The sequence below is a fragment of the Microcoleus sp. FACHB-672 genome (assembly GCF_014695725.1).
GTDB lineage: Bacteria > Cyanobacteriota > Cyanobacteriia > Cyanobacteriales > Oscillatoriaceae > FACHB-68.
Genome location: NZ_JACJOU010000012.1, coordinates 153,134 through 165,346, shown reverse-complemented (window position 1 = coordinate 165,346; position 12,213 = coordinate 153,134). Strand labels below are relative to the sequence as shown.

Annotated in this window: 13 protein-coding genes; 6 read left to right on the top strand and 7 right to left on the bottom strand. The window is 46.5% G+C overall.

What is annotated here, in order from left to right:
- Positions 1-90: 90 nt before the first annotated feature.
- Together H6F56_RS07345 and H6F56_RS07340 are read right to left on the bottom strand one after the other, a co-directional pair.
- The gene (locus H6F56_RS07345) at positions 91-984 is read right to left on the bottom strand and encodes an ABC transporter ATP-binding protein (RefSeq protein WP_190666330.1); all 894 of its coding nucleotides are present in this window, start codon (positions 982-984) and stop codon (positions 91-93) included.
- A 57-nt stretch (positions 985-1,041) separates the two neighbouring features.
- Positions 1,042-1,815 carry an ABC transporter permease gene (locus tag H6F56_RS07340; protein ID WP_190666328.1) on the bottom strand — a complete coding sequence of 258 codons (774 nt, stop codon included), beginning with the start codon at positions 1,813-1,815 and terminating at the stop codon, positions 1,042-1,044.
- Positions 1,816-1,838: 23 nt separating this feature from the next.
- On the opposite strand from H6F56_RS07340, the gene H6F56_RS07335 reads away from it, so the two are divergent.
- Together H6F56_RS07335 and H6F56_RS07330 are read left to right on the top strand one after the other, a co-directional pair.
- Positions 1,839-3,788: an FAD-dependent oxidoreductase gene (locus H6F56_RS07335; protein ID WP_190666326.1), complete on the top strand. Its 1,950-nt coding sequence runs from the start codon at positions 1,839-1,841 to the stop codon at positions 3,786-3,788.
- A gap of 132 nt (positions 3,789-3,920) precedes the next feature.
- Entirely contained in the window at positions 3,921-4,979 is a 1,059-nt protein-coding gene (locus H6F56_RS07330) for an aromatic ring-hydroxylating oxygenase subunit alpha (protein WP_190666325.1), read from the top strand.
- Between the two features lie 9 nt (positions 4,980-4,988).
- On the opposite strand, the gene H6F56_RS07325 is transcribed toward H6F56_RS07330, so the two are convergent.
- Both H6F56_RS07325 and H6F56_RS07320 read right to left on the bottom strand, forming a co-directional pair.
- A complete protein-coding gene (locus H6F56_RS07325) occupies positions 4,989-5,600 on the bottom strand; it encodes an SRPBCC family protein (RefSeq protein WP_242031902.1) in 612 nt (203 codons plus the stop codon).
- 297 nt (positions 5,601-5,897) lie between these two features.
- A complete protein-coding gene (locus H6F56_RS07320) occupies positions 5,898-6,305 on the bottom strand; it encodes an EVE domain-containing protein (protein WP_190666323.1) in 408 nt (135 codons plus the stop codon).
- Between the two features lie 251 nt (positions 6,306-6,556).
- Between H6F56_RS07320 and H6F56_RS07315 the strand changes: the two genes are divergently transcribed.
- Positions 6,557-7,297 carry an SIMPL domain-containing protein gene (locus tag H6F56_RS07315; RefSeq protein ID WP_190666322.1) on the top strand — a complete coding sequence of 247 codons (741 nt, stop codon included), beginning with the start codon at positions 6,557-6,559 and terminating at the stop codon, positions 7,295-7,297.
- A 54-nt stretch (positions 7,298-7,351) separates the two neighbouring features.
- Here H6F56_RS07315 and H6F56_RS07310 read toward each other — a convergent pair whose 3' ends face one another.
- Positions 7,352-7,732: a single-stranded DNA-binding protein gene (locus H6F56_RS07310; protein WP_190666321.1), complete on the bottom strand. Its 381-nt coding sequence runs from the start codon at positions 7,730-7,732 to the stop codon at positions 7,352-7,354.
- Between the two features lie 440 nt (positions 7,733-8,172).
- On the opposite strand from H6F56_RS07310, the gene H6F56_RS07305 reads away from it, so the two are divergent.
- The 3 genes from H6F56_RS07305 to mreD all read left to right on the top strand — a co-directional run bounded on the left by H6F56_RS07305 (position 8,173) and on the right by mreD (position 10,662).
- The gene (locus H6F56_RS07305) at positions 8,173-9,180 is read left to right on the top strand and encodes a rod shape-determining protein (RefSeq protein ID WP_190666320.1); all 1,008 of its coding nucleotides are present in this window, start codon (positions 8,173-8,175) and stop codon (positions 9,178-9,180) included.
- Between the two features lie 98 nt (positions 9,181-9,278).
- The gene (gene mreC, locus H6F56_RS07300; RefSeq protein ID WP_190666318.1) at positions 9,279-10,109 is read left to right on the top strand and encodes a rod shape-determining protein MreC; all 831 of its coding nucleotides are present in this window, start codon (positions 9,279-9,281) and stop codon (positions 10,107-10,109) included.
- The gene (mreD, locus tag H6F56_RS07295) at positions 10,099-10,662 is read left to right on the top strand and encodes a rod shape-determining protein MreD (protein ID WP_190666316.1); all 564 of its coding nucleotides are present in this window, start codon (positions 10,099-10,101) and stop codon (positions 10,660-10,662) included. The genes mreC and mreD overlap by 11 nt, the downstream gene beginning before the upstream one ends.
- 70 nt (positions 10,663-10,732) lie before the next feature.
- Here mreD and H6F56_RS07290 read toward each other — a convergent pair whose 3' ends face one another.
- Both H6F56_RS07290 and dtd read right to left on the bottom strand, forming a co-directional pair.
- A complete protein-coding gene (locus H6F56_RS07290) occupies positions 10,733-11,524 on the bottom strand; it encodes an HAD family hydrolase (protein WP_190666314.1) in 792 nt (263 codons plus the stop codon).
- A gap of 166 nt (positions 11,525-11,690) precedes the next feature.
- Positions 11,691-12,149, bottom strand: a complete 459-nt coding sequence (dtd, locus tag H6F56_RS07285) for a D-aminoacyl-tRNA deacylase (protein ID WP_190666312.1) — start codon at positions 12,147-12,149, stop codon at positions 11,691-11,693.
- Between the last annotated feature and the right edge of the window lie 64 nt (positions 12,150-12,213).

Below are 12,213 nucleotides of genomic sequence, written 5' to 3'. Positions count from 1 at the left end.
TTTTTAACCCAAGACAAACATAGATGGCTTAAGCGTTGGGAGATAAGGTAAGTTGTTGATTTGAGGATTGTGCAATGGTTTTAATAATTTTTAGTTTTGTTGCGTTACCTCAACATAAATATGCTCTAAGCGCACTGGCATTCGCGCAATTGAGTCTAGAGTAATTCCCTCAAACCGAGCGAGAATTTCTTTAAGTTCTAATTGTTCGGGTAACCAAAAAGCAAGATCATTGCCATAGCGCCGGCAGGTAAAGCCCCACTCCTTTGCACGCGCGATTGCAGCGTCTTCATCAGGCGTTTGCACTGTTACAACTTCTTGGGCTGGAATTCGCTGCCGCAATTCCTCTAAACTGCCCTCAGCTAAAATTCTCCCACCTTTAAGAATCCCAATGCGTTGACAAAGTCGTTCAGCTTCATCTAATAAATGAGTGGTCAGTAGTACGGTAATTCCCTGATTTTTTAAACGCCGAATTAAATCCCAAATTTCGTAACGCGCTTCAATATCTAAACCTGTTGTTGGTTCATCGAGAATCACTAATTTAGGATTATGCGTCAACGCAACTGCAATATTGAGCCGACGCTTCATTCCCCCACTCAGCGTTTCTACCGGACTTTTCGCCCGATCTGCTAAACCTACAGCTTCTAAACAAGCTTTTACTTGTTGACGCCGGCTCTCAGCTTTTATGCCATAAATTTTAGCAAAAAAGTTTAGATTTTCTTCACAAGTTAAGCTTTTATAAAGCAAGTTTTCTTGAGGCGCCACGCCGATCAGTAATTTCGTTTCTTCAGAAGCCGGCAGATTATTAATTAAAATCAAACCGCTATCCGCTTGCAGCAAATTACAAAGAATATTAATCGTTGTCGTCTTCCCGGCACCATTTGGCCCTAAAAGCCCATAAATTTCTCCCGGGAAAATATGCAGCGTCAAATCCTGAAGAACTTCTCGTTTCCCGTAAGACTTACATAAATTCTCAATTTTCAGCACTATTTTATCCTTACCTCAATTACCATGCCCAATGCCCAATGCCCCATGCCCAATTAATCACAACCTTCTCTCAACACTCAACATTCGCCGGTAAGATAACCATCCCCCCCCGATCATCAAAACAGCAAACACACATAAAAACCAAAAATGTCCAGCAATTTCTTCTAACCCATCACCGCCGGCAGCTACACCCAACAGTGCCTCATTCATGTGATAGATCGGATTGAACTTAGCGATTTCAAGTAATTTATCTGGAAACAAAGATGACGGTAAAAACGCACCTCCCAAAATTAATAAAGGCACTCCAAACGTCGCAACCAAAGCATTCACATCCTCAGTTCGACGCGCAAATTGCGTGCCCAGAATAAACCCAACTCCCACATAGGAAATTATACTGAGTAAAATAATGATTGCTCCCAGGAGAAGTGAACCCTGAAATTGAGCTTGCCAAAATGCCGCAATCGTGTACACCAAAAGCGTTTGACCCATAGCAATGCAGCTATGAGCAACAAAAATGCCTAAAAAGTACGAAGTGCCGCTGAGGGGAGAGATAAACAAGCGCTTGAGCGTGTGCTGTTCACGTTCTGCCACCACAGTTGACACCGTGCCTCCCAGGCAACTGAAAAACAGCGCAGCGCCCACCAGCGTTGACGGCGCGGCACTTTCAAAAGCTTGAGCCATTGACAGCTTGGCTCGTTCTGCCAGAATAAAACCGTTAAGTAGCAGCACAGAAACCGGAAAAATCGCCCAAAAAATCAGACTGCGTCGCCGGCGCAACAGTTCTATCAGAATGCGTTGTGCAACGGCAAGAGTTTCACGCCAGTATTTCATGTGAGGAGTTAGCTAAGTCGTTCATGAGTCAATTATCAAGGTACGCGCTATCGCACCCAATCTCCCGACGCACCCTATTTAAGATGTTTGGTGTCGGTGCCGCTGCTGGCTTGGTGGGCTACTCCCGCTTCTCAAAACCCCAACCGGCAGTATTTCAGCAAGATACCCTAGATTTGCCGCGCTGGGTCAATCGTCCTAAAAGTGTTGTTGTGGTTGGCGCTGGACTGGCTGGGCTGGCTTGCGCCTATGAACTCAGCCAGAGAGGGTTTAAGGTGACGCTGCTAGAGCGATCGCCGCAACTTGGGGGCAAAATCGCCAGTTGGCCCATTGAGGCTGCCGGTGAAACATTTATGATGGAACATGGCTTCCACGGCTTTTTTCCCCAATATTACAACTTAAAAAGCCTTGTGGAAGAACTCAGCATTACTGAAAATTTTGTTGATTTGAAGATGTACTCGGTGGTTTTCCGAGATAACAAATACCAGCCAGAAGTGTTTCGTCCCAGCCGTTCTGCTTTCCCTTGGAATATCGTTGATTTAGCAGCTGCTTCCCCCAACCGGCTGCGCTGGGGAATTAATCTTACCAAGCCGGCACACTGGCAAGTTTTTCGAGCAATTGCCGGTTTTAATCCCCAAAAAACCTTCCAGCGTCTCGACAATTTATCCGTGGCTGACTGGGTTGAGAAAGATTTTCCTCAAGGCTTATATGACTTGTATTTTCTCCCCTTTGCCAAATCCAGTTTGAATGCACCGGATCAAATGAGTGTTGGGGAATTAATGCAGTTTTTCCACTTCTACTTTTTTGGCAATCCAGAAGGGTTGGCTTTCAACGGAACCAAGCAGGATATGGGCACTTCGCTGGTGCAGCCGATTGCTAGCGCAATTAAACAGCAAGAAGGCGAAATTGTCACCGGCGCAACAGTGAGCGACATTCGCTGGAAGGAAGGGCAAATCGATTCCATTAGCTATTACACCGGCACCGCTGGAAATTCTGTTCCTTTTTGGGCAAATCGCAATCCGTTGCTAGCCGATGGACAAATGGAATATTACGGTGCCGGTGACCGAGTTTTTGCTGCCAAAGTTAAAAGTAAAGAAGCTATTTCTCTCACTTGCACACACCAAGGTTGTACCGTTCAACCTCAAACAGATGGGAAATTTCACTGCCCCTGTCATGGTGCCGTTTTTGATAGCAATGGCAAAGTAATTAAAGGGCCGGCAGAGCGAGACTTGCCACGATTTAAAGTCGTAGAACGTGAAGAAGATCGGGTGCAGTTAGTCGCAACGAAAAATCCCCAACTTCCCGTTAATAACGAAAAAACCATTCAAGCAGATTACTATATTTTAGCCACCGATGTCCCTGGAGTACAACATTTATTCACTCGAATGACAGGTGAAGTCAATGAGCCGGTACGCAATCAGGTTGAAAAATTAGCCATTGCTGATCCCTTTGCAGTCGCCCGTTTCTGGTTTGATCGTGATTTTGAATGGGAACATAGCTGGTTTACATCTTTATCCGGTTATCAGCTAACCGATAGCATCACGCTTTACCACAAAATTCAGGAACAATTTATCGAATGGCATGAAAAAACCGGCGGTAGTGTCGTAGAGTTACACGCTTACTGCTACAAAGAAAAAGAATTTCCTAATCAGCAAACCTTACTCGCTACATTTGAGCAAGAATTGTATGAAATCGTGCCAGCACTTAAAGAAGCCAATCTATTGCATCAAGAATTAGTCAATCAAAAGAACTTCTCCGGCTATCCACCGGGAAGTTATGCCCAACGCCCAGAAACCAGTACAGAAGTTTCTAATCTCATCTTTGCCGGTGATTGGGTAAAAATGCCATTTCCCTGCGGGTTAATGGAACGCGCCGTTAGTAGTGGCTTACTAGCAGCAAATGCTATTCTGCACCAAGAAAGTTTACAGCGAAGAACCCTTTTATCTGTCAATCCAGAGGGGGTGTTGCAGATTTAAAAGCAATGCCGGTGAAAAATTAGTTACCCAAAAATAAAACCGCAGCCTATAGCAGATCCATCTAGATTTCATCTGCGTTTATCTGCGTTTATCTGCGGTTAAAAAATTCAAAATCAATTGATTGCAGCGCTTATGTCCATTCCTTCCCCAACCATCCAACAACAGAAGATACGCCAGCTAGAAATTAACCCAAATCACTGGTATATTGTCGCCCTCAGCCGAGAAATTAAAACCCAGCCTATAGGTATCACTCTTTGGAATCAACCGATTGTTCTGTTTCGAGATAACACCGGCACCATTCACGCCCTAGAAGATCGCTGCCCTCACCGGCACGTTAAACTTAGTCACGGTCGCATTATTAACAATCACCTAGAATGTGCTTATCATGGATGGCAATTTAAGTCAAATGGTGAATGTGCCACAGTCCCCTATTTAGCACAAAATCAAAAATTACCAACTTGCAAAATTCGCCGCTATCCTCTCAAAGAACAAAACGGTTTTATTTGGCTTTTTCCTGGAGAGGAAAGCATTGCAGAAAAAGTTTCTCCCTTAGATATTCCAGAGTGGGAACACCTCAACTACATCGCTACCGTTTCTATTATAAATTGCAACGCTCATTACTCCTTCTTGATAGAAAATCTGATGGATATGTATCACGGACATTTACATCAAGATTGGCAAGCTTGGACAGCAGCAGTTCTCGAAAATATTGAAGAAAATGAAAACAGTGTAATCGCCCATTATCAAGCCCAAAGCTATTACAAAATTGACAGAATTTGGTCAATTTCTCAGCTATTTATTCCCGCCTTGCGCCGGCTTCATCCTGAACCCTTGGATGTCAGCTACATTTATCCCCATTGGGTCTCAACATTAGGACAAGACTTTAAAATATACTGCTTACTTTGTCCAATAAGTGAAACAGCAACTCGTGCGTATTTAATTCACTTCACATCTTTAAACGCGTTTTGGCGATTGCACAAACTACCAGTCGCGTTTCGCCGGCTTGTGAAAGATAGTCTTTTCGGTTCAGCCCAAAAATTACTGGATGGATTAGTACGTCAAGATGTACAAATGATTGAAGAAGAACAGCAGGCACATCTTAGTAATCCAGAAAGACGGAGTTATGAATTAAATCCGGCTTTAGTGAGTGTTCAACGACTAATGCAAAATCAAGCACAGAGAGTAGAATAAATGCCAACATCACCGGCTTTCGGTTGTTCGCTGATTCACCTCTTTCTGAATCGCCTTTAAATTATCCCCCATTGCCCTTTTAAAAATGTCATAGAAAATATCCTTTGGCGTTCCACTTTTTGGTTGAGCTTCTACCTCTTGCGAGATCAAAACTTGAGTCGGTTCTGCCCCAGGACGCACAGAAACAGACTCAATTGTCCAATAACCTTGCAACTGCTGTAAATCGCCCTCAACTAAGCGAAAATCAATGCGCTGTTTGTTAGTTTCTGTATTTTCTGTGCGAACACGTGATTTCACTTTGACAAGCAAAATTTTGCGATTGCTAATCTGTTCGACAACCTTACGATTGCCATTCGTTTCTAAGACTTGACTTGAAATAACATTCGGCAAAAATTTATAAAAATTATCATAGTCTGTCAGAACCGACCAAACCACACCAGGTGATGCCGTCACCAACACTTTACCCACATATTGACCCTCACTGCCGGTGACAACGATTTTACCCTCACGCAACGCCACTCTTTCTGCCACCGGCAACCGATCAACCGGCCCATCAAAAAGGTCTGCTTGAGCCGGCGCGATGGATAAAGTAGCGATGAAAGCAAGAACAGGCAAACTCATTTTCCAGCGTTTTTTCATCTTAAATAGTTGTAAAGCTATAGCGTTTCTCAGTACATTGTAAGCTATACTTTACTATTAAGTTAATAAAAAATGATAAATATTTTGATTTTTTTAAACCCAATAGAAGCTGAAATTTCTGTTCGGGTTTAGCATCAATCGGCAGCGGTTCTAGGTGTTACTGAACAGCAAAGTAGTCGTAAGAATACGTGCAGCGATCACATTGCTTACCTGGTGCCGATTTCTACTCGCAATCTGTCCCCAACCGCATAGAAATTTCACCGCTCATTTAGAAAATCTTTATTCGCCGGCAAGATATAAAATTCGCTGCCAATACTCATCCTTAACCGGCATTACCGAAAGCCGCGAAATCCGCAGTAAATCAAATCCTTCAAAATAACTATCTGTCTTTATTTGTGCAAGCGTCACAGGTTTTGGCATCCGCCGAATAGGGCGTACCTCCACCACCACCCGCTGAGGATCATTTAATGCCGGATCGGGATAAGGCAGGCTGCTAACTTCAGCAATTCCCACAACCTGCCGTTCCTTGCCGGTGTGATAAAACAGCGCCAAATCGCCGTCGCTCATTGTCCGCATATACTTAAGAGCGAGAGCATTTTTCACCCCATCCCAAATGCCCTTCCCATCCCGCTCTAAATCGGTGTAGGAGTAATCGTTAGGCTCACTTTTTAACAGCCAGTACGCCACCAGCCACGCTCCTTAAGATTTTATCTAATTTAGTGGCAAGAATTTTTTAATGAATTTCCCTGCTTGTGAAAGTTTATGAGATTACAGCGCTTGCCGACAAACCCCAATCTGAAATCTAATCCCTAAAACTGATAAGGTTTCCAAAAATGTAACCAGTGAAACTTTCTGGATCGAGCATTGGCAAAGTAGAAATATAGATTTGAGCCGGCCAGAACAACTTAGGATCGTTTTTAGTGAGGAGAATTAAGTTTATGCAACGTTTCGTCCCTGGTTTTAGGATCAATGCTGGAAACCTATTGCGAGTTTTACCATTAGCGATGAGTTTAATCAGTTTAACGTTAGCCGCACCGGCAATGGCTCAAGAGCAGACACCAAGAACCCTCACCGTCACCGGAAGAGGCGTAGAATCGATTCCCACAACCCTGACTAAAGTGCAGTTGGGTGTGGAAGTTCAAGGGAAAACCGCAGCCGAGGTACAGGAAGAAGTGGCGCGGCGGTCGTCTGCTGTGGTAGAGCTGTTAAAATCGCGCAACGTCGAGAAATTGGAAACCACCGGCATCAGTCTCAACCCCGTTTACAGCTACGAAGGCAATGTGCAGCGACTCACCGGATATGCCGGCACCAATACCGTCAGCTTTCGCCTAGATACCCCCTCAGCCGGTTCCCTGCTGGATGAAGCCGTCAAAGCCGGTGCCACACGCATTGACGGAATCAGTTTTGTCGCCGCCGACAGTGCCATCGCAGTGGCTCAAAAACAAGCCCTGCGAGAAGCCGTTGAGGAAGCCAACCAGCAAGCAGACGCCGTTTTGAGCGCACTGAACTTCACCAAGCGAGAAGTGATCGGCATCAAAATCAATGATGCAGTCCCTCCTCAACTCCCGATCATCAATTATGCTGTTCAGGCAGAACGGGCTGATAAAGCCGCCTCAACGCCGGTGATTGGAGGTGAACAGCAAGTCGAGGCATCCGTTACCTTGCAAATTCGCTACTAAAGCAGCCGCCGGTTGTTAAAGAAAACACCGGCACTTTACTTAAAAGCTAACTCGTTAGAACTCCCCATCGCCATAGCCACCCCCCGCGCCAGAGTTCGCCATACCGGCGCTATTATCGTTTTTGGAACCCAGCAGATCCATTCGCTCAACCTTAATCACGGGTGAGGATCGATTTGCCCCGCTATTTCTATCACTCCAAGAATCGAACTTCAAAGAACCAGTGACCCCAATCAAACTGCCCTTGCGGACGTAGTTGGCAGCCACCTCTGCCGTTTTGCCCCACAGCTCAAGGGTGAACCAATCAGGTTCATCAGTCTTAGAACTCGCACGTCTCACCGCTAGTGTCAATCTACACTTAACGCTACCGGACTCGAAATACTTAACATCAGGGTCGCCGCCTACCCGGCCAACCAAGGTTACAACATTGAGGCTCATAATTGTCTAAGTAATGAAATGCTAATGCACTGATCGTAGCTGAGGAGAGGCACAGGTAGTTTTGCACTGAAGCTGCACCAAGGTAAATCTAACAGCTTGCCGGCATTACCCTGGTGAGTTTCTCCCAGAAACCCACCGCCCAAGTTGACTTTAAAATACCGTCACAATTTCAGCACCAGACAGCTAAGATAACAGCAGCCACCTAAAAGCGACTTTGAACTTTACCCGGATGACCTACATCACACGCAGGATTATACCTTATGGCTTCTGGGTCTTTTGAGTCGAAGAATTTGTCCACTTGACTAGACTCAGGATAAAAAACGTAATAAAATCCAGCACGACTACACTATAGTCGCACACAGAAGCATTTCATTTTGGGGGCGTAGAAACTTGTGGGTCTGTTTAGTCGTTTCAATAATCGCTTTTCCTTATCTAGGGATATGGGTATCGACCTTGGTACCGCCAATACCCTAGTTTATGTATCCGGTAAAGGTATTGTTCTCCAAGAACCCTCTGTAGTTGCCATTGACCAAAACCTAAAAGTGCCACTGGCAGTCGGAGAAGACGCAAAAAAGATGCTGGGTCGTACCCCAGGAAACGTGGTTGCCCTGCGTCCCCTGCGTGATGGTGTAATCGCTGACTTTGATACCGCAGAACTGATGCTCAAACACTTCATCCGACGGGTGCATGAAGGCAGAACCCTCGTCTCTCCCCGGATTGTGATCGGCATCCCCAGCGGAGTTACAGGGGTCGAAAGAAGAGCTGTTATGGAAGCCGCCTCTCAGGCCGGCGCTAGAGATGTTTACTTAATAGACGAGCCGGTGGCCGCCGCAATTGGGGCCGGTTTACCCGTCGCCGAACCAACCGGCAACATGATTATTGATATTGGTGGTGGTACTACAGAAGTTGCCGTTTTGAGTTTGCAGGGCACAGTTCTAAGTGAATCGGTGCGCGTTGCCGGAGACGAGCTGAGCGACTCGATCGTACACTATATGAAAAAAGTTCATAACCTAGTCATTGGGGAGCGAACCGCTGAAGAAATCAAAATTCAGATTGGTTCAGCCTACCCAACTCACGAAGGTGATGATGCAACAATGGACGTGCGCGGCTTGCACCTGCTCTCTGGTTTGCCTCGAACAGTCACGATTAAAGGGCCAGAGATCCGCGAGAGCATGGCAGAACCTTTAGCAGTTATTGTAGAAGCAGTCAAGCGTACCCTAGAGCGAACCCCCCCAGAACTTGCAGCCGACATCATTGATCGTGGGATCATGCTAGCAGGAGGCGGTGCTTTATTGAAGGGCCTGGATACCTTGATCAGTCATGAAACCGGCATTGTAACGCACGTTGCAGCTGACCCTTTAAGCTGTGTGGTTCTAGGAACTGGACGTGTTCTAGAGAATTTCAAACAGCTCGAACGCGTGTTTAGCGGTCGTTCTCGTAATATGTAGAAGTCATTTGTCATCGTTGAGGGTTCACCGCAATTAACACTGAACGATCAACTATTAACAACTGACACCTGACAACTGACAACTGACAACTAAGCTAAATGTACACATTGCGTCGCTGGTGGGATCGGCATGGATTGCAAGTTGCACTGGTGGTTCTAGCCATCAGTGCGGCTTGGGCAGTGCGCTATACCCAAGCCTCAATCATCTTTGAAGTCTTCCAAGGGGTAACCCGTCCTTTTCAATCAAGTCCCACAAAAGAAGAGCAACTCGATAAAGCCCGGATGCTAGCGCGGGACGAACGGTTAGTCGAACTGGAAAAGCAAAATCAAAAGTTACAAGAGTTAATCGGTTATGTTTCTGCCAATAAAGACAAAGGCATTGTCGCACCTATTGTGGGGCGTAGTCCCGATCACTGGTGGCAGCAAGTAACCTTGGGTCGCGGCAGTAACGATAATATCCAAGAAGGCCATATTGTCACCGGCCCGGGTGGTTTAGTAGGCCGGATCGTTAGCGTCACCCCCCATACTAGCCGCGTTCTGCTGATCAGCGATCCTAGCAGTCGCGTGGGCGTCACGCTCAGCCGCACCCGCCACATGGGTTTTATGCGGGGACATGGCGCTAACCGAGCAGTAATGGAATTTTTTGATAAAGTGCCAGAAGTTCGCAAAGGGGATATTGTTGCCACTTCACCCGTGAGCGAGCTGTTTCCCGCCGGCATTCCTGTGGGACGCGTCGAGTCAGTGAATCTGAGCAAAAGCCCCGCTCCTGAAGCCATTATCGAGCTTTCTGCGCCCATGAATGCCTTAGAGTGGGTGATTGTTACCCCAACCAAACCACCGGCTCCCACAGATACTCCTCAACAGCAGCCCGAAACAGATACTCCTCAACAGCAGCCCGAAGATGATCCTCAAACCAGCAATGAGAACTAGCTCTCGTCGCAGCAGGGTGTCTCATTGGCATCCCCAAACTCGCCGGCTGCTCAATGCGTTGGTAACCGTTGGCTCTGTACTTTTATGCTTACTGATCCTGCCTACCCGTATCCCAGGAATGGCTCTGCTCGGTATTGGCCCTAACTGGTTGTTAATTTGGGTAGTTGCCTGGAGTGTTAAACGTACAGCCTTTCTAGGAGCCGCCGCTGGGTTCGCTTTGGGGCTGCTTCAAGACGGCATGACAGCCTCCCATCCCACCCATGCTCTTAGCCTTGCTGTGGTCGGAATTTTGACCGCTCGTTTACAAAAACAACGGTACGTTCAGGAAGATTTTATTTCTGTCGCCTTAATTGTGTTTGGCATGGCTATTCTGGCTGAAACAGTCACGGCTATTCAGTACAGTTTTTATAGCGAACGTACTCTGGCTGAAATTTGGAACTCCCACCAGCTTGTAGCGCTTTCCTCTGCCATTCTCAGCAGCTTATGGGCACCTGTTGTTTATTTTCCGCTGAATCGTTGGTGGGAGCGCATTAGGTCAATTGAAACGCCTTAATTGCTTTGCTGAATCTGGTTTGAAATTAGCCCCGGCTTGTGGTAACAAGATTAAGCCGATCTCAAGTTGTCTAAACTGCAATGGCTTGGGTGCAACCTAACAGGTAATGCACCGCAGAGAGCAAATCTGAAGTAATCCGGGTTGGCTGGAATTGCTGCAAGTAAAAACGGCTCCGCAGCCCGCAAGTCAAGGCAATTGTCGGTATTTCTAAAGCTTGTCCAGCCAAAATATCTGCTTCTGTATCGCCGATCATCCAGGCTGAAGCCGGCAACACATTTTGCTGAGCCATGACTTCAGCTAACAGCTGTTTTTTCACGTCTGAGTAATTGTGATAAGCCGAGTGGTCGTCTTCAGTTCCCTGAATACAAGTAAATAGGTTCGCTAAGCCGTAATTCTCTAAAATTTGGGTGGCTTGAGTTTGCCGGCGTAACGTCACTAACACCAGCCGCATTCCTCGCGAATGCAGCAAAGCTAACGCCCACTGAACCCCAGGTTGTAAGCGATCTTTGTGCAATAAATTCGGCTGATTCACGATCTGGCTCACCCGCTGCACAAATACATCCACTTCCTGTCCCTGCAAACCCGAACGCATGGCAATTTCAATATCAGGGAGGCGAGCTTGCTTCATTTGCCAGAACTGCTCTTGCGTCAGTCTCTGGAGGTGTAAACAGATGCCTTGATCTTTGTATGAAGCCTCAGTCTCAGCTAATCCTAGCTGATAGGTGCTGTAGTATCGCTCAGAAACATCAATAATCGGGCCGTCAAAGTCACAGAAGACTGTCATTCCCGAAGCAAATGGAAAGGCGTCCGAGCCGCCTCTAGATAGCGGGTCATTTGAGTTAGCAGATGTGCTTCCTTGCATAAAACATTACCCATAGGTTTTTTTCGATATACTTGTTTACATTATCAAAATTCCGATAAGTTTAAATACCTTATTGTGAATTTTTAATATTAGAAAAAATTATTTAAATGTTTAATCGTGTGACCCCAAAGCACGAAAAAGTGTTTCCTCCCCTCTCCCACTCTGTTCAACCGGCTTCCCGTTCTAGCAACAAGGTAACAGGGCCATCATTTTCGATGAAGACTTGCATCATGGCACCAAACTCGCCGGTTTCTACGCGCAACCCACTCTGCCGCAACTTGGCGACAAACTGTTCGTAAAGGTTCCGGGCTTTGTCAGGGGGTGCTGAACGATCAAAGGAGGGTCGGCGGCCTTTGCGGCAGTCACCGTAGAGGGTGAACTGGCTGACGACAAGCAGTTCACCCCCAATGTCTAAAACTGATTTCTCCCAACGACCGACACCCTCATCCCCGGCATCCGGAAACAGCCGCAGATCCAAGCACTTGCGAACCATCCACTCAAGTTCTGCTTCAGTATCCGTGCCAGCAATCCCAACGAGCAAGTTCAGTCCCTGGCCAATTTGACCAATCACACAATCGGCAACCGTCACTTGAGATGATTTAACGCGCTGGACAACGACTCGCATATTAACCGTGAGAAACTCTTAGTTCAACATCATAGAAATGCCGGCAGCCTGGTCACTCGATTTT